The organism is Ferruginibacter paludis, assembly GCF_030409685.1.
In the GTDB taxonomy this organism is placed as follows: Bacteria; Bacteroidota; Bacteroidia; order Chitinophagales; family Chitinophagaceae; genus Ferruginibacter; species Ferruginibacter paludis.
On the sequence record NZ_JAUFQJ010000008.1, the window covers coordinates 327,879 to 348,100 of the forward strand.

Genomic DNA, 20,222 nt, shown 5'->3' on the forward strand with positions numbered 1-20,222 from the left:
TTAGCCAGTGCGTTTAATAGAACGGCAATTACTTTACCATGAGTGATAAAGCGGCAGAGTTATTTATGCCCACTATGATTTGTTCTTTATTACCGCTCTTTATTTTGACAATACTACGCACATCGCCTTTTATATTTAACCCGCTTTTAACCTGCGGCACATAAGTAAAATCATTTTTTCCGTCACCATACAACAGTACTCCGTGGTTGGCCTCATAGCGACCAAATTTTATTCTTGTCCAGGCATTATTACCGGCCAATAATAAATCCTTTTTACCATCATGATTGGCGTCTAACGAAGTGATTCCATAGACAGGAGCATACTGTGCTTCAATGGGTAGCTGATGTAACGCAAATCCCTTCTGGCCCTGATTTTCAAGATAAACAGTTTGCATGTTTTCTGTCTTCAGCTGTATTGCATCTTTGAGTTGTTCCGCAGTAAAAACATCATTAATTGTAGCTGTTGAATAAGCTTTATATTCTAAAAACTTTTTCTTTAATCCTGGTAATTGGTCAGTAAGATCATCCCTTGAAGCGGCGGGATAAGAAACTCCACCAATATAATAACAAAGCAGCGGATCCACAGAACCATTGTTATCAAAATCTTTATAGTACAACGTCATCGGTTCTTTTTCAGTAACATGAAACTGTGTGTTGGTTCCACAGTTACCAATCACCAGGTCAGCATCGCCATCTCCATCCATATCTTCGGCATCAATGCGGTTCCACCAGCCCGTGCTTTTAAAATGAATATACTTAGCAGAGGCCTCTGATAATACACCTTTTAAATTGGTAAAAACTTTTACCGGCATCCATTCGCCCACAACCACCAGGTCAGGTTGATGATCATTATTTAGATCCATCCACAATGCATCTGTAACCATACCGGTATACTGCAGTGCAGCGCAGACCTGCTGCGTTGCATCTGTAAAATTACCTTTGCCATCATTGAGTAAAATGTAGCTTCTGGGCGAAGTGGGATATTTGCCGGGCACAACCCTTCCGCCCACAAACAAATCCTGGTCGCCGTCACCATCTATATCAGCCGCTTTCACACACCCTTTACTCGCCAATAGTGCAGGTAATGCATTTTCTTTTTTTGTAAAATTTCCTTTCCCATCATTCAGGTATAGTCTGTCCTGGTAAGCCGGATCGTTTTCATTGTATTCAAATCCACCACTGGCAACATACAAATCCATGTCGCCGTCGTTATCTGCATCAAAAAAGCTTGCAGCCACATCTTCACTGGCAGCGTCTTTAAGAAATGCTGGTGTAGCTTTCAAGGAAAACGTATTGTTTTTATTTTGAAGAAAAAGCTGTGCAGGTTCGCCTTTAGCACCGCCCATAAAAAAATCGTCCAGTCCATCGTTATTAACATCTGCAGATACAATGCACGGCCCCTGTCGGCTAAGATAATTTGGCAGCAGGGATTGCACGGTGAAATCGTTGAATGTATTTTCTTTATGATTCACTTCCGGCAATATATTTTGGGAAAGCGACTTTTTTGTGGCAACTGTATCATATGTCCATTTTTCATGCGCATCGGCCATTTTTATTGTTAGCAACTGATTGGTTTTAACAGCAGCCAGTTTTTGAAAATGATCATTGGGCCAGATCACAAGCAATGAATCGATCATTGTATTTTTACCCACACCAAAGTTTAACACCGGGTCGCCTGATGACTGGAAACCTCTTACAGGCGACTGTTCCTGGTAAAACTCCTGTCCTTTGCAAAATAATTTCACCTTTGCGCCAATACCTCTTGCATTTGCAGCGCCGCCATTTAACTGCACCCGCAGGTAATTATTTTTATTAAGCTTTTCGTTGTTGTTTTTGTAGATGCCGGCAAAATCATTGGTGTTATTTATCACCAGGTCAAGATCTCCATCATTGTCAAGGTCAGCGTAGGCCGCACCTGCTGAAACACCTTTCTGATCAAACCCCCACTCAGTAGTTTTTTTAAGAAAAGTACCATTGCCCTGGTTTTGAAAAACATAGTTGGGTGTTTCATTGGTTGGCATCTTACGGATATATTCCGGAATCGGATCTACCGAATCTTTATGCATGTTTCTAACAACCCTGTCTACTGAATATTTGAGAAAATCCATCTCAGTATAATCTTTAACATAGCCATTGGTAACAAACAAATCTTTATACCCATCATTATCATAATCACCAAAAAGGGCTGACCAGCTCCAGTCTGTATTGGATACACCTGCCAGTTGCCCCACTTCGCTGAACGTACCATCGCCATTGTTTTTCTGCAACATGTTGCGGCTGTACTGGTAATAGAAACCTTGTGTAAACAGATACTGGAACTTGTCAAAATTTTCTGCACCAGCGTGCATCTTGATTGTTTTATTATCTTCCGGAAGCATATCGAGTGTTACCAGGTCAGTCAGTCCGTCGTTATTATAATCAGCTGCATCAGAGCCCATCGAATACAGGGAAATATCGTCCATTGCTTTTGTAAGCTGTTCCGAAAACGTTCCATTACGGTTATTCATAAATAAATAATCCGGCTCATTAAAATCGTTGGAAACTGCAATATCCGGCCAGCCATCATTATTAAAGTCTGATATGGCAACCCCTAATCCGAAGGTGAGCACGTTAGAGGTAATACCTGCGGAATCACTGACGTTGGTAAAATGGTTATTATCATTGCGGTATAATTTGCTGGCATAATCTGGATTCTTTTCTTTCCGCAATTCGGGGTTATCCTGTACGCCCGCCGTATATTTTTGAACAGAGTGATTGATGATAAAACAATCCAGGTCGCCATCTTTATCGTAATCGAAAAAAGAAGCCTGCGTTGAATAGCCGTTATCCGCAAGGCCGAACTCAGCTGCTTTTTCTGTAAAGGAAAGATCGCCGTTGTTGATGAATAGTAAATTCTTACGCAGATCAGGATTTATATCTGCACTCCTGCAAATATAAATATCCAGTTTGCCGTCTCCATTTACATCCGCCATGGTAGCGCCTGTACACCATCCCTGCATTTTATCTACACCGCTTTGTTGTGTAATATCTTCAAATTTAAAATTGCCTTTGTTTAAAAACAAGCGGTTTCGTACCATGTTACCAGTAAAAAGAATATCCTGCAACCCATCATTATTGATATCCCCGATGGCAACGCCCCCACCATTATAGAAATAAATATAATTGGCAACATTCAGCGGGCCGTCTTCAAACAGTGTATTCCTGAAATTGATACCCGTAGTCTTTTCATCCAGCCGGGTAAACAAGCGATTTCCATCATCATTGTTGCACCCTGTGACTAACATACCTGAAATAAAAAGCAGTAGAAGTGTAAAGCGCCTTTGCATAAAATAGATTTAGAACATGCACCATATAACATAAAAAAAATTCCACCGAATGTAAAACCTTCGATGGAATCTTTGTATAAAAATTTCAAATAAATTTAATTCTTATCCCACCACAGTGGCGTGGTGAGTTTATCGCCGCCAGGGCCAAGTAAAGACACAGCTGCTTCAACTGCTGTCTTGTTATTTTGCTTTTCTGAAAGCAGGAATGGAATTCTTCTTATCCATTGGGTATTGGGATCAGGAAGATCAGGATTTTCAGAATTAGCAACCGGATATAGAATAAACGTGCGGCTTCTCCGGTAATCTGCCCATGCTTCATTTCCATCAGGATAAATAGCCAGCCATTTCTGAATTGCAATCTGCTTTTTTTGAGTGGCTTGGTCAGCGGCAAATTTTACTGGTGCATCAGAAACTGCAGGCGAATTAAGGTAATCGTTTGGCGCAATCGGTACATTTGTACTGCTTATGTATGCGCTGATGGCTGCATTATCTGTAATACCCCATTGTTTCATGGAATTAGTAATACCAGCTTCATATAATTCCTTTGCATTACCATTCATGTTCCAGCCCATTAGTGCCCCTTCTGCACGCAGAAAATAGGCTTCTGCAACAGACATGATGTTTTGTGGTGTCTCTTTAAAGTTGTCGTTTCCTCCAAAATCAGGTGAAGACCATCGTTTGCCAGGCTTTGCATTGTTTGCATACGAATTTTGCGACTCTGTTAACTGCGTTGCTGTAAGCCCGTTTCTAAGACCATCATATTTGCCATTGCCATTTGGATTTGCTTTGCTGGCTCCATCTGGCAGAAAGTAAACAGGAAGGCGGGGATCTTTATATCCATTCAAAACAGATTCCATAGAAGCGCTCATACGAAATTCATTCCAGTCAGACATGATGGAAAGACCATTATTATCATCCCCTTTCAAACTTTTTTGTATCAACGCATCATCTGAAGGACTATCCGTAAAAACACCCGAAGCAACAGCAGCTTCAGCTTCAGACTTTGCCCTCGCAGGATCTACTGAAGAAATACGCATTGCCAGCCTCAGTCTTAATGTATTCGCAAATTTTATCCATTTGTTTACATCACCGCCATAGATAAGGTCAAAACTTCCATAATGGTTTTCACCAGCATGTGTTTTCAACACAGTCACAGCAGCATCAAGCTTCTTGAAAAAATCATCATAGATCTTATCTTGCGCATCGTATGGTACTGAGTTGCCTGGCTTGCCGGCCTGAAAATAAGGGATTGGACCCCAGTAATCGGTTACCCTATGAAACCCCAGCACCCAGACGATATCACCTAAGGCAGCTTCGGCGGATCCCGGAGAAGCTAATGCAATGGCCTGTAACTGCGGCACCATATCTGTATAAATTGGGTTAAATGCAGCACCAACCCAATCCATCCTAATGTTAAGACGATCTGAAGGAAAATAGGTGGCGGTGCAGGCAAAGTATTGCGCATACTGATCTGCAAAAAGGTTTTGTGCAACCTGGTAGTTCCAGATATTAGGCACCGCAGACGCTTCTGCTTTTGAAAAAAGGAAAGGTAGTTCAGCAGACCCCACTGTAGCAACTGTGTTTCTATCCGTGTTGATCTGGTCAAACTTTTTCGTACAGGCACCCAGCAGAACTACACAACAAAAAAGAGGCGTGTAAATCCGGTTTAAAATTGTTATTCGATTCATATAATAAAATTATTTAGAAAGTTATATTAAAAGGTTAGCTGTAAATTAACACCTAAACTACGCGTAGCTGGTAAGGTACCATATTCAACACCCTGGTAGTTGCTGTTACCAAGACTCATATCAGGATCAAACCACATTTTGCGGGTTCCTATGCCGGGAATGTCTAGCAAAGACTTGCCCCTGTATAACCATAATAAATTTCTTCCTACCAGTGAGAGTTTAGCTGCCTTTATAACTGTTGTGTTTTTTAAAGGAATGCTGTAACCAATTGATAATTCTCTTACTCTTAAATTGGTTGCATCGTATGCAAAAAACTCACCAGCACCGTACCTTTTGCCGGAAGCTATCTGCCAAAAGTCCTGCGCAGAAATGGTCTTTGACACCGGTGAACCAGTTGCATCCACACCTCCAAGACTCCAGCCACCTTCACGTTTCAAGGCTGTGACTTCGGGAATTCCGCTAAATGCAAGGTTCATTTCTGTACCAGATACCATTGTTCCACCAAAACGTCCATCAATTAAGAAACGCAGCGAGAACCCTTTGTATTCAAACGTATTGGTAAAGCCAACAGTTGCTTTTGGGTTGAAATTGCCTATGTATTCCTGTTCCTGTGTCAATACTGGTTTACCGGTAACTTTATCTACCACACGATTTCCTTTTGCATCTGTAGCCCATTTAAAAGCAAGTAGATCGCCATACGCTTTACCTTCCTGTACAACCGGTGTTGCAGAACGGCCAAAGCCGCCACCCAGGTAGAATATTTTCACCTCATCACTTAATGAAATTACTTTGCTGTGATTCATCGCAACATTAAGGGTTACATCCCATTTAAAGTTTTTTGATTGGATGGGAGAACCATTCAGCACTAATTCAAATCCGGTATTCTGAATATTACCGGCATTGATATATTTGCTTGAGAAACCAGAAGCAACCGGTAATGCGACCTGTAGCAACTGGTTAAACGAATTACTCTTATAATAGGTAGCTGTAAATCCGATCCTGTTGTTCAAAAATCTCGCTTCCATACCAAACTCAAGGTTTTTAACAATTTCTGGTTTCAAACCTGGTAAAGGCAGCGTTGAGCTGATCTGTAAAAATCCGTTTCCCGCACCCTGACCATAATTGTAAACTGATTTTAGTAACCCAAAACGTCCACCATTTCCAACTTCAGCATAGTTTATTGAAGCCTTTAAAAATGACAGCGCCTGCGGTAATACCAGTAAATCTGATAATACTGTTGATACGCCCACAGATGGATATAAGAATGAGTAAGGTTTTGGCAATCTTGAATCCCAGTCATTTCTCAAACTTAGGTCAAGAAATACGGCATCCTTATAAGACAGGTTAGCCTGGCCAAAAACAGACTGCGTTTGAACCTGGGTGTAGCTGGAATTAACAGCGGGGCTTTTGGCGAAATTGAGACTGTACTTATCAGTAACATTCAAACCACCGGCAGAAGACACATTCGCATCATATTTACTATCCTGTATAATAGCCCCAACACGATAGTCTACTTTAAATTTACTTGTAATCTTATTGTTTCCCTCCAGCATCACATCAAACCATTTTTCGGTGGCAACGATGTTATTCTTCTGATAATCGCCACCCGATTTTGCCCATAATATGGTTCCTTCTGCAACCGAATTTTCGCCACGGTCAAACGTTTTGTCCATGTTGGCACGCCCTGCAAGTGTAAGCCAGTTGGTAAGCTTAAACCGTGCTGTCAAAAATCCAATCACCCTGTCCCTTGCTTCATTGATAGAAGTATTATTAACGGTCCAGTAAGGGTTTTGATAAATTGAACTCAGTGTTGAAGGAAATGTTGTAGGAGCATAGATACCCACGTTATTTAATGTTTGATAATTCATGGCATCTGCGGTAGAAATATTTCTTGCCATGTTATAGATATCAATTACCGGTGCGTTTTCCTCACCAGTGCGTGGCCTGTTTTTGATATCCTGGTTTACATAGGTAATTTTCGCATCGGTAGAAAAGCGGCTGCTCACCTGGTTGGTGATGCGTAAATTAACCGTATGACGGATAAGATCATTTTTTGGGACAATGCCTTCAATTTTATTATTTGTGTACGAGAAGTAAGTCTGCATTTTATCTGTTCCGCCGGTAACACCAATGGAATTATTCAGGCTAATACCGTCCCTGAAAAAATCGCTTACATTGTTGGGCTGGGCAGAATAAGTTCCTGGTACTCCAAGATGATTTACAATTGACTGACCAGTCATTTTTGCACCCCAGCTTTCACCGGAAGTAAGCGTATCTTTTAAAACACCGCCGTTGCCCTGGCCATAAGTATTTTGAAACTTAGGTAAAGCAAATACAGATTCAACCGCAATACCCGAATTAACTGTTACAGAAATCTTGTCTTTTTTTCCCTTTTTTGTAGTGATAACAATTACACCATTACCAGCCTGGCTCCCGTAAAGCGCAGCTGCAGAAGCGCCCCGCAAAACGGTTACTGATTCAATATCGTCCGGGTTAATACTGGAAGCACCATCAGATCCCTGAATAGAACCGAAATCGCTGGTAGAGGTTCCATTGGTATTGTTACTGATTGGTACACCGTCAACCACAATAAGAGCGTTATTTGAACCTTGAATAGAACGGTTACCTCTTAACACAATGCGTGCACCGCTGCCTGGTCCGCCAGAACCCTGTGTGATAACTGCGTTGGCGACTTTACCAGAAAGAGAGTTGATAACATTATTGGCATCTCTGGCTTCCGTAAGTTCCGACGCCTTTACAGATTGCGTTGCATACACCAGTGTTTTTTTCTGGCGGGTAATTCCAAGGGCGGTAACTACCACACCTTCCAGTTCCGTCTTGGATTCTGTCAGCACAATGTTTATTTCAGATACATTGGCCGATACGGTTTTTTCGGCTGTAGCAAACCCTACATTGGATACAACAATGGATACATTTCCGGAGGGAGCAGTGATAGAAAAGTTACCATTGATATCCGTTATAGTACCTTTCTTTTGCCCTTTAACTATAACGGTAGCACCTGGCTGAACTTCGTTTGCCGCTGATGTGACTTTGCCCGAAATGGTTCTTGTCTGAGCTTGCATTGAAGCAGTAAAACCTAACAGTGCAGTAAAAAATAGAAGGAAACCTTTGAATAGTTTAGTCGTCATGCAATATTAGTTTTGGTAATTGAAAAAATATCTGTCCAATTAAAGATGAGAACAATTCTTGAAAAAGCAATAATTTTCGCTTGACGAAAAAAGATATTTTTACTACGCAAACGTTTGCGATAGTAAAACAAACGGTTGCGCAAAAATATTACCTACATTTCAGTAATACTAATATTAAATCCAGGCAGAATTGATATCCTGTTTTTAAATGTTAAGTGCTGGCAGGGTAAATATGACAGGACTTTTACGGGGAAACAGACTTGTTAACCGAAACGTCTGATTGATCACACAACAGACCGTCTTAGCTTTACAAGCGTACGTAAAGCCGGTGTTTGTATGGAACTTTATCCCCCGATGGGTTTTAGATGAACACGCATCTTTTCCACCATCCATTTGCCCAACGCCTTCCCTTGCCTTTGCCCATTTTCAATGGCATCCCTAAAATGAATTCCGCCATACAACCTTGATATGGCAGCCTCCGCAGCTGCTTCGCGAAAAGAAGGGAATGTTCTTGCAGGTATTTCAAATAACTCTTCTGAATTATCGGTGTAGCTGAAATGATCTCCCAAAAAATAACTAAGGACTTCTGCAGCCGCAGTAGAGATTACACTGTGGCCGCTGGTATATTCCGGAAAAGGGGGCGTTTGGAGCAACGGCTGCCAGTGCAGATCAATGTATTTATTGATGTAGCTTTCCGGACGTATCCGATTGCTGCGGTATTTTTCATCCCAGCAAACTATAAATGCATCCACCAGGGCGAGGGAAACCATAGCATGCAGAAGCACTGCATTGTCAAAAGACAATCCCGCTTTCTTTGCCGCAATGCCTGTAATATTCATCCAGTGCCCTCCCGGACTGATTTTTTTAAAGCCGATGGCCATATGGCCTGACGTATTTACTATGAAAGGATTACAATCCCAAAAAGATGCTACCTGTATTTGCGCAGGTGTTGACCGGTTAGAAATATCGTATACCTCTTTTGCCAGTTTAAAAAAATTACTGCTGCTGTCTTTGCTAAAAGTAACTGGCGGAGCACATATAAACTGGTTGCACGAATCTATCAGCATTGGACGAATCGTTTTCCAATTGGGTTCTACAGCTTCGATATAGGCAGGCGGCGTAGGATACCAGTAGGCATCACCTTTTACCGGCGTATACCTAAGCCTGGCGCTGAGCTTGCTATAGCCATCAGCCTTAGCATAGGCTACCATGCTGCCGGCTACGAGATTGGCCACAGCAACGGATGCCGTGATAGTGCTTGCTGCAATGTTATTTTTACTAAGGGTTTTTAAATAAGCATCTTCCTGTTCCTGCAGCATAAAGCCCGACGGAAGCATTCTTTTACCTGTTTCCAATACTGCATAAACTGCTGCGATACGATAGTTATAGGTCTTGTTATTTTTAGTTATTTTTACCGGCGTGTAATCTTTCAGCAAGGTGGAGAGTGAATGGAGCGTTGAATTGTTTTGGCTGACTATTTCGTATGCACTCAATACTGCGTAACTATAAAAACGGCTGGCAGCGGGCGGGTTCACCACATCATGCATCATTACCATAGACATAGAAAATACAACAGGCTGTAAATCCAGGTAAGCAGGTAATGTTTTTTTTATCTGCCCGTTTACCGGGCCATACAATAGTGCCAATCCTAGAAAGATATTTTTCATCATCAATTCTGTTTATAAAAAATTAATTCGCTACCTGCAATTCCAATTACAATATATTGCTCTTTGCCAACCGTTATCGCTTCGGCTGATTTTACATCACCCTTTACAGAAAATCCAGAGACTGGTTGAGGGATATATTCAAAATTCCCTTTACCATCACCTTCTAGTAAGCAACCGTAATTGGCATCAATACTTCCTATCTTTAACCGGTTATCTGCGTGATTGCCCAGTAACAACAAATCAATTTTCCCGTCGTGTGTAAAATCCTTTGCCAATATTTTTGTTACAACTGAAAACTGTGCCTGCAATGGTAATAACGATTTCACGAATTTGCCGCCCCGGTTTAAAAAACACACTGTCCTTTCCTCACTGGCTGTAAGCACGGATGCTTTGGCAAGTTCGTCGGGGGTAAAAATTTCTTTCATACCCGCATCTGCATAATTTTTATAAGATGAAAATTTTCGGCGCATTGGGTAGATCTGTTCATTCAATTCATCCCTGCTTACAAAAGGATAGCTTTTGCCCTGCACATAGCAATTAAAAAACGGATCGATAGAACCGTTGCCATCAAAGTCCGCATAATACATTTCCGCAGGCTCTTTTTCTGATATCTTGAAAGGCGAATTTAAGCCCAGGTTACCGGCAATTAGATCTTCGTTGCCGTCGCCATCCACGTCAGCTATATTTAAAGTAAACCAAAAACCATTGGTCGGTTCAGAAAAATATTCACCGGTTTTATCAGCGAAGCCAGAAGTGGTATTGATAAATATTTTTATTGGCATCAGCTCACCACAGAGTACCAAATCTTTTCTTCCATCTTTATTAATATCAATCCATTGCGCATCTGTAACCATGCCAATATTTGAAAATGGCATATCTGCAACTGTAAATTTTCCTTTGCCATCATTGATTAACAGGTAACTTTTTGGAGCCAGCGGATATTTACCCGGTATAATGCGTCCGCCAACAAACAAATCCAGATCACCGTCTCCATCGATATCACAAGGCCGTACGCAGGATTTGCTGCTGGCACTTACATCCGGCAATGCTTCTTCTGATAAACTGAAATTTCCTTTACCATCATTGAGGTACAATTCATCCTGCAGCGAATGCGTATTGGCTTCCCACAGACTATAGCCACCTTTGGCAATGTATAAATCAGGAAACCCATCCCCGTTGGCATCAAAAAACACGGCTGCCGCAACAGTACATTCATTTTCATTGCCGCCCGAAAATCCTTCCTGCGCAACAAAATGGCCATCCCGCTGCTGGATATATATTTTTGCAGCCTGGGTATTATCTCCACTGATAAACATATCTTCAAGCCCATCTTTATTTACATCTGCCCTGGCAATTACAGGCCCCGTTTTTGAATACATAAACAGCATTAACAATTGCCGCTTAAAATCATTTTGATTACTCACCTCACTTTTATAATCCAGCAAAGCGGATGACTTTGTGAACAGGGGCTTAACTGCATTTTCAGGTGCAGTTTTCACCGGCTGGGGCACATCTTTTTGTTGAATAATTATTTTTTGATTAACGGTGAGGTTTGCCGTTAGCTGTGTACTGCCATCGGGCCATATAATTTTTAGTGAGTCAATATTTTTTTGTGTCCCCAAACCAAAATTAAGTACGGTAGATATGCATGATAAGTATCCCCTGTTTGGATTCACTTCCTGGTATTGCATGTTGCCATTGGTATATAAATAAACCTTGGCGCCAATTGCATTTGTATTGCCTGCCCTGCCGGATAATTTTACTGCCACATAGTTACCGGCATCCTGTTCCCTGCTTTGATTTTTATACACAGATGCCACTTCATTGATATTGTTTATCACCAAATCAAGATCGCCATCGTTATCAAGGTCGGCGTATACGGCACCACTTGATATGCCAGGTGTACTCAGCCCCCAGTCAATCTGCTTATTACTGAAAGTGAGGTCGTGGTTATTTTTAAAAATGTAATTCGGCAAAGTAGTAGATGGCATTGCTTTTACCAAATCCATCAATAAAGCAGGTTCCCTGTCAACAGCTTTTTTTACTTTATAATCTCCCCAATACCTTAAAAAATCTTTGTTGGTATAATCCCGCAGGTACCCGTTGCTTATAAATAAATCTTTGAATCCATCATTGTCAAAATCAGCAAACAGAGGACACCAACTCCAGTCCGTAGCAGATACGCCGGCCAGGCGGCCAATCTCACTGAATGTACCATCGCCATTATTCAACTGCAGCATATTGCGCATATACTGCTTGTATAAATCCTGGCTCTGCATCAATGCGAACGATTCATAATTTTCCTGTAGCTGTAGTAATTTCTGGCGCCTGTTATCTTCCGGTAACATATCAAGCGACATAATATCCGGCAGGCCATCATTGTTAAAATCCGCAATATCTACTCCCATTGAAAATTGAGACAAGTGCCGCAACCTTTGCTGCGACTGATCCGTAAAGGTTCCATCATGGTTATTTATATATAAATAATCAGGCTCGTTGTAATCGTTGCTAACATAAATATCCTGCCAGCCATCTTTATTTACATCTGCGATGGCAATGCCCAATCCAAACGTCATCGGGTTTTGCCGAATACCAGCTCTTACAGAAACATCTGTAAAATGGTTACCGTTATTCTCATATAATTTATCACCTGCCAGTTCATCAATATCATTTCTGAATTTGGCAAATTCCATATTGTCAATTTTTTTGGTGCTGTGGTTCAGCAAAAACATATCCAGGTCGCCGTCATTATCATAGTCAAAAAAAGCAGCCTGCGTACTATAACTTTTGTCATCTAATCCATAAGCTTTCGCCTCTTCTGTAAATTTTAAATTTCCCTTATTGATGAAGAGTTGGTTTCTTCTCAGTTCCTCCCCCACTTTGCCAGAATAACATACATAAATATCCATTAACCCGTCTCCGTTTACATCAGCCATCGTAACGCCTGTTTTCCATCCCCCGGCGCGGCCGGGTAATTCGCTACAGGCATCTTTGGTGATGTCTTTAAATTGCATATTACCCAGGTTAAGGTATAATTTATTGGCCTTCATATTGCCTGTAAAAAATAGATCGGGCAGCCCGTCATTGTTAATATCACCAACAGCCACACCCCCGCCATTATAAAAATATTCGTATGATAATACATTCAGGCTTTCCGATTCGCTGATATCGTTGCTGAAGTGTATATTGGTTTGGCCGGGAGGCAACAGTTGAAAAAGCTTTTGCTGTGCAATAGCCGGTATGGCAAATAATAATAATAAGGTTGCAGTAGTAATATTAAATCTCATACCTAAAGTTATTCTAAAGAAAGATTTATTGCCAGGATGCGCATAAATTAGTTGATAAAGTTTGCTTAATTTTTATGACTGCTGTATCGGGGCTTCAATTGTACAACCACCAGAAAATCATTTAAATTTTAAGAGCAGTGCTTCCATAAAAAATTAAACCACAAGACCATCAAAGTGATGGCCCTGTGGCGTTAATTTGACCTACTAAAACTGTCTTTATTTTGATTGAATAAAATACTTATTTATCCCACCAAACACGTCCGGCATAAGTATCACCACCTGACAATCCGGTTACGGCTGACTTGTAGTTTGCAGGATTATTAGAAGCTTCACTTGTTGGATAGGCTTGTCTTCTTGGAATAGTACCACCTGTAAAATTACCGGCATAATTTACCGGTGTTAAAACAGGATAGCCAGATCTTCTCCAGTTGCTCCATGCTTCATCAAAATCAAAGATGGTGCCTGCAAGCACCCAGTATTGGGTGTTGATTTGCTTTAAGGAATTTTCAACAGAAGACACGTCCAGCGGGTTTGCTGCAGCGTAAGTTGTTGCAGTGCCGGCAGCGATAGCGCCTTTTGCATTAATCTGACCATAAGTCTGGATAGCAGCAGCTAAACCGTTTGCATAGTGAGCAGCAGCTGTTGCGCCTACATTCCATCCCCTTACAGCAGCTTCAGCTAATAAAAATTCTGTCTGTGCATAGGTTAAAACGAAAGTAGGTGCATTCAAATCCAAGTATACAGCAGTGGTGGGACGTGAATACCCGCCAGTAACATTGAGATCATCTCCTGTTCCGGTAGCTCCGGGAAAACCAGGTGCATGTGTAATGTCAGTTGCGCCACCATTTTGATCGTAGCCATTAGGCATACCTTGCTGTAAAGCTGGAGTTGAAACGCCTGCAAGACTCTCATTGGCAGCATTGGCTTTACCTGGCATTGGCACCTCTGAAATCACTCCCAATCTTGGATCAGCAGTTGATTTTAAATAATCAACCAGCACTTTACCCCACTTAACTTCAGAATAATCTTCTGCAGTTGTCAGGGAACGCGAGTTGGCGTTGCTAAAACCATGAGAGTTGTCAAATACAACATAAGCATTATCTGCATTGCTTGCAAAAACGCCGCCGGCATACGCTTTTTCAGCATACTTCTGTGCCGTAGCTGGATCCACTTTGGTTAAGCGCATAGCCATGCGCAGCATCAAAGAATATCCAAATTTTTTCCATTGTGCAATATTGCCTTTGTAGGGAAATACGTCATTTGTTGGAATAGCTTTGGCTGCATCCAGTGTAGGTAAAACACTGTCCAGTTTGGCAAACATCAGGTTGTAAACATCCTGTTGCTTGTCATACACTGGTTGAGAAATACCGGACTTTGCGCTAAGTGCCTGTGAGTAGGGCACGTCACCGTAAACATCCGTTACAGCTTCAACATTCAGTACTTCGCAGATAACGGAAATACCACTTACATTACTTAATTCAGGTTTGTCTTTGGTTAAGTTCTGTATCTCACGCAGATAGCTGGCAGATCTGTAGCCGGCATCCCAGGTACGTCCCTGGTAGTTTAAGAAACTGCCTCCCTGCACGTATTTATCACCGCCGCTATAATAGCCCGGGTAAATGGCCGAAGCAAAAGTTTGTGTCCACATACTTTGAAAAAGTATCGGCCCGTTGTAGCCGGAAATTGCGTCTACATATCCTAATTGCCCTGATGGCAATAACAGGTTAGCATCGAAATTAGCTGCCGAAGCCTTGGTAGGATCGGTATTGACATCATCGAAGTTTTTTGTACAGCTCGTTATAAAAACGGCTGCAAAAAGACCCATATTTAAAATAGTTTTTTTCATGTCTGGTTATTTTTTGAATTTGAAATTAGCATTGATACCAAAAGACCTGGTTGAAGGAAGACTGGTACCTTCAATACCTGCATAGCGGATAGTTGAAGAGAAGCCCGCTTCCGGATCAATGTTATCTGTATTCTTAAGGAAAGTGAAAAGATTACGTGCAACAAAAGAAATCTGGATAGAACTAAATAAAGGTAATCCTGCCAATGCTTTTTCAGAAATAGTATAACCAAGTGTAACCTGGCGTAACTTAATATAATCACCATTTAATACGTTGCCTCTTGAAATTTGCGCTAACCTTTGATAGTACGATTCTGCAGTTGCGGTAACACCGTTGGCTGTTCCGTCGGCCAATACACCGTTAACCTTAATACCTGTTTCCCTTCCAACCAAAGTTGCTTTATCCAAGCCCCTTACCAGGGCATAGTTTTTAGTCGCAGACAGTACTTTGTTACCATAATTGTAGTCAATTAAAAATGATAAATCAAAGTTTTTGTAATTGAAATCATTTTTAAAACCACCGTACAAATTAGGTAAAACTGATCCCATTGCTATAAGGCCTCCCTGTACCGGTAAGCCACTTCCGTCAACAACAATTTGTCCTTTGTCGTTATAAGTGTAATCATGAGCCATTACCTGTGGTCCGCCCAAACCTATCACATAAGCTGTATTTGCATTCAAAGGTCTGTATGTTCCCAAACCAAGCTGGTTGCCCGCTGCATCTGTTTTCAGTACCTTATTGCTAACAGAGGTAAGGTTAAAGCTTGCATTCCAGTTAAAATTCTTTTGCTTAACAATATTGCCAGTCACCATCACTTCAAGCCCTTTAGTTTGGATGCTACCATTTGAAATTACTGAACCAGAATATCCGGTTGCCCAGCTAAGGTTGGCATTCATAATTTCATTAGATGATTTACGGTTAAAATAAGCAATATCAAATCCCAAGCGGTTGCTAAGGAACTTCAATTCTGTACCAACTTCAAATTCTGTAAGGGTATATGGTTTCAGGAACAGGTTAGGAAGTGTTCCGTCGAAACTTCCTGTAGAAGTGCCATTGATTGCTCCACCAACATTATAATAAACAGCAGTTTGGTAAGGCGTAGCTGGTTCTCCACTGGTTTTTGCATAAGAAGCACGCAGTTTACCAAAGCTAAGTTTAGGTACATCTATTAACTGTGAGAATATTAAGCTGGCAGACACAGACGGCGTAAATATATTGCGGTCGCCTTTTGGAATACCTGAGTTATATAGTGTAGAGAAGGCATCATATCTGCCTGTAGTACCGATGCTAAAGAATGTTTTATAGCTAAAGTCCATAGAATAAAATCCTGAATGTACTTTTCTTTCATTGTAGCTATATCCTCTTCCGTAATTTAATACGTTACCTGGAGTATACAATCCTGGTAACACAAATGGTCCGCCATTGATATTTAAACCTTCACTTTTGTTAGTTCTTGCATTGGCACCCAACGTAGCGTCCAAGTTGATATCACTTGTAATTTTGTGGGTAACTCCTATCAATGCATCCAGGTTTAATTCAGATGTTTGCGAGGTGGAAAGACCAATGCCCCCTGACTGACCTGCGGAGTTATAAGAATAGTCAGTACCTGATGGAGTAACACCCAACACTCGGTCGTCTTCATTATCATACCCGATGCGGCTCATAGCATACAACCAACTTGTAAAATTGTATTTTGCAGAAACTGCGGTGATCAGTCTTTTACGGCTTACGTCGTTGATCCATTTGTTCACTGCAAAATAAGGATTGGTTACATAGTTATCATCGCTGAATACAATTTCCCTTCCATTGGCATCATAACCGGGAGACAAGATTGATTCTTTAATATTGGGAGCCAGGAACAAACCGTTGTTTGGGTTACCAGGACCGTCACTTAATTGCGGAGGATTTTTTGCAAGCTGATCGATGTAATTAGCCATTACTGTGACAGACAATTTATCAGTTACTTTCTGATCCATACTGAAGTTTATTGTCTTTCTGTCAAGGCCACTGCCCCTTACAATTGCAGTATTACTAAGGTTAGATGCAGACAAACGATAAGTGCCTTTGTCACCACCACCGTTTACAGAAACTGTGTTGGTAAAAGATGGTCCCCATCTGTAGAAATCAGCAATGTTATTTTTGTAAGGAGAGTATGCGTAGTTTTTACCGTCAAGGCCAATCACCTGCGATCCGTCCATTTTAGCACCCCATGCAAAACGTGCTGTAGATTGTGCAGAACTGGCGCTGGACGGTTTCAAACCGCCTGTTCCCTGTCCGTATACATATTGATAATCGGTGCTGTTGATTGCTTTTTCAGCAACGTAGTTGGCATTGTATTCAATGTTAGCGGTTCCTTTTTTACCAGTTTTGGTAGTAATTAAAATTACACCATTAGCGGCCCTTGATCCATATAAGGCAGAAGCAGCAAGACCTTTCAACACGGTCATGCTTTCTATATCATCCGGGTTTATATTTCCGATACCGTCACCGTTATCAGAACCACCCCATTCACCTGCGCTACCACGCTGGCTATTATCCATCGGTACTCCGTTGATCACAAACAAGGGAGCGCCGCCACCTGTGATACTTGAAATACCTCTCAATAGAATACGGGCAGAACCCCCAGGACCACCATTGGTTCCATGAACATTTAAACCGGCAACCTGTCCTGCTAACCCCAGTGCCACGTTGTTTTCCCTTGCTTTGGACATCTGGTCGCCACCAACTGTAGATACAGCATACCCTACTTTCCTTGTCTGTTTGCTGATACCCAAGGCAGTTACCACTACTTCGGACATGTCTGCAGAAGCCTGGTCCAATGCAACTGTAATATTGCTTTTGTCACCTTCCACCAAAATGGTTTTAGTAACATAGCCAACAGAAGTAACCTCCAGGGAAATATTACCGGCAGGAACAGTGAGTGAAAAAGAACCATCAGGACCAGCAGCGGTCTTGGCAGTTTTGCCTTTTACACCAATTGTGGCAGCCGGTAAGCCGCTGCCAGATTTAGAATCTGTAACAGTACCGGTTAGTTGCCGGCTTTGTGCCATCACTACTGAACTTAGCAGTAGCAAGGCGGTTAAAATGCGTAATTTTCTCATTACAATTTTAGTTTTTGGTTAATAAAAAAATCCCTTCATCAAACGGGAACTATACAAAAGAAGTTGAACTATCCAGTTTTAGTTGCTATTACTACATGATGCTTTTTAACGTTAGAAGGCTGCTTGCGCTGGCAAATGTTTTATGTGATTGGTTTGTTAAAAATGCCATCGCACAAATGCCTCCATTGCCGCATATTCTGCAAGGCCTAATTTGTTATACAGGTCAGCTGTTGCCTTGTTTCTTTCTTCCGCTCTTTGCCAGAACTCCCGGGAGTCGGTGCCCTGGTAAACCACTCCATCTTTCTGGGATTGATGTTTAAAAATTCCCAGCCTTTTTTTAAGCACCTGGTCCGGACTCATAGGAACTGCCATTTCTATCATATCGATATCCCATTCGGCCCATGCCCCTTTATACAACCATACCCAGCAATCTTTCATAAAGGCTTCGTTCTTCAATAAATGTACCGCTTCAAAAATGGCATCCAGGCAAACCTTGTGTGTACCATGCGGATCTGCCAGATCGCCGGCTGCATACAACTGGTGCGGCTGCACCTGCTGAATTACCTGTTGTATGATGGCATAATCTTTTTGCGACAAGGGGCTTTTTTCAACCAGCCCGGTTTCATAAAAAGGAAGATCAAGAAAATGAATGCAGCCGGCCGGAATACCAACAAAGCGGCAGGTATTTCTTGCTTCGCCACGCCGGATCAACCCTTTTACATACCGTACTTCTTCAATATCTTTTTCGCCACTTTCTTTCACCTTTAAAAAAGCCAGTGCCTTTTTGTAAATAGCATTGGTGCCCTCATTTTCAATTGAAAATTTTTCATTAAAGTCGATAACAAATTCTGTAAACCGCAATGCTTCATCATCAGCCACTGCGATATTTCCCGAAGTTTGATACGCCACATGCACTTCATGCCCCTGATCAACAAGTCGCTGAAAAGTGCCACCCATCGAAATGATATCATCATCCGGATGAGGACTAAAAATCAGGACTCTTTTTTTAGCTGGATTGGCTCTTTCTGGTCTGTTGGTATCATCAGCATTAGGTTTACCGCCCGGCCATCCGGTAATGGTATACTGCAACCAGTTGAAAACTTTGATGTTGATATCGTACGCCTGTCCGTACATAGCCAGCAGGTCACTCAGGCCGTTTTCATTATAGTCATTGTCTGTTAACTTAAGAATGGGCTTCTTTACCATTAGGGCCAAACTGGTAACGGCTTTTTTAATCATCGCCGTATCCCACACAACATTTTCAGTTAACCAGGGGGATTTGCGGCGTGTTAAAGCTGCAGCCGCCGATTGCTCCGTAACAAAAAGTGTATTTGGATGACCCTGCAGGTAAGAGGCCGGCACAAATTCTGTAACGGGCCCTTCAACCGCCTTCTTTAAAATATCTGCTTTGCGTTCACCCCATACAAGCAGTATAATTCTTCTGGCTTTTAAGATAGTACCAACGCCCATGGTGATGGCTTTTTTGGGAACATTGGCGATGCCTCCAAAGTCAGATGCGGCATCTGCTCTTGTACTCAGGTCGAGTGTAATGAGCCTTGTAGGTGAACTTACATGTGAGCCGGGTTCATTAAACCCTATATGTCCATTGCTGCCAATACCCAGCAGCTGGATATCGATACCGCCTGCCTCCGCAATTTTATTTTCATATTCCGTACAGTAGGTCTTTAACAGTTCCTGTGGTACCGTGCCGTCGGGTATATAACAATTTTCAGGCAGGATATCGATGTGATCAAACAGGTTTTCATTCATAAACCGGCGGTAGCTTTGTATCGCATCAGGCGGCAGCGTGTAGTACTCATCCAGGTTAAAACTGATCACATTTTTAAAACTCAGTCCTTCCCTGTGATGCAGCCTTACTAATTCAGCATATACTGTTTTGGGAGTTGAGCCGGTTGCCAAACCAAGCACCGCACGTTTGCCATTTTGCTGACATGCGATGATAAAATCCGCAATTTCCCGCGCCACTATTTTGGAAGCCTCACGGGAGTTTTTATAAATTACGACTGGCACTTTTTCGTGCGACAACATCTTTGGTTGTATGAGTGTTTCTGATTCCATCAATTAAAAAACTTTAGAATGATCTTTTTGAATGCTGTTGCAAATAACAGCCTGTTTTTTCACTGGCATAGCATTGTCAAAA

General features: G+C 41.7%; 8 protein-coding genes. All 8 read right to left on the minus strand.

Translation table 11 applies throughout. The features are described 5' to 3' along the window. Window positions 1-28 precede the first annotated feature (28 nt). Window positions 29-3,325 carry a VCBS repeat-containing protein gene (locus QWZ08_RS16800; RefSeq protein ID WP_290338657.1) on the minus strand — a complete coding sequence of 1,099 codons (3,297 nt, stop codon included), beginning with the start codon at window positions 3,323-3,325 and terminating at the stop codon, window positions 29-31. A gap of 95 nt (window positions 3,326-3,420) precedes the next feature. After that, the gene (locus QWZ08_RS16805) at window positions 3,421-5,013 is read right to left on the minus strand and encodes a SusD/RagB family nutrient-binding outer membrane lipoprotein (protein ID WP_290338658.1); all 1,593 of its coding nucleotides are present in this window, start codon (window positions 5,011-5,013) and stop codon (window positions 3,421-3,423) included. A gap of 26 nt (window positions 5,014-5,039) precedes the next feature. Further along, complete coding sequence (locus tag QWZ08_RS16810) at window positions 5,040-8,162, minus strand: SusC/RagA family TonB-linked outer membrane protein (protein ID WP_290338659.1); 3,123 nt, start codon at window positions 8,160-8,162, stop codon at window positions 5,040-5,042. Window positions 8,163-8,506: 344 nt separating this feature from the next. Continuing rightward, the gene (locus tag QWZ08_RS16815) at window positions 8,507-9,832 is read right to left on the minus strand and encodes a vanadium-dependent haloperoxidase (protein WP_290338660.1); all 1,326 of its coding nucleotides are present in this window, start codon (window positions 9,830-9,832) and stop codon (window positions 8,507-8,509) included. Continuing rightward, window positions 9,832-13,116, minus strand: a complete 3,285-nt coding sequence (locus QWZ08_RS16820) for a VCBS repeat-containing protein (protein ID WP_290338661.1) — start codon at window positions 13,114-13,116, stop codon at window positions 9,832-9,834. The genes QWZ08_RS16815 and QWZ08_RS16820 overlap by 1 nt, the downstream gene beginning before the upstream one ends. 238 nt (window positions 13,117-13,354) lie before the next feature. Next, on the minus strand, window positions 13,355-14,962 hold the full coding sequence (locus QWZ08_RS16825; RefSeq protein WP_290338662.1) for a SusD/RagB family nutrient-binding outer membrane lipoprotein: 1,608 nt from the start codon (window positions 14,960-14,962) through the stop codon (window positions 13,355-13,357). A 6-nt stretch (window positions 14,963-14,968) separates the two neighbouring features. Then, window positions 14,969-18,061: a SusC/RagA family TonB-linked outer membrane protein gene (locus QWZ08_RS16830; protein ID WP_290338663.1), complete on the minus strand. Its 3,093-nt coding sequence runs from the start codon at window positions 18,059-18,061 to the stop codon at window positions 14,969-14,971. A 156-nt stretch (window positions 18,062-18,217) separates the two neighbouring features. Beyond that, complete coding sequence (gene nagB / locus QWZ08_RS16835) at window positions 18,218-20,140, minus strand: glucosamine-6-phosphate deaminase (RefSeq protein ID WP_290338664.1); 1,923 nt, start codon at window positions 20,138-20,140, stop codon at window positions 18,218-18,220. Window positions 20,141-20,222 lie beyond the last annotated feature (82 nt).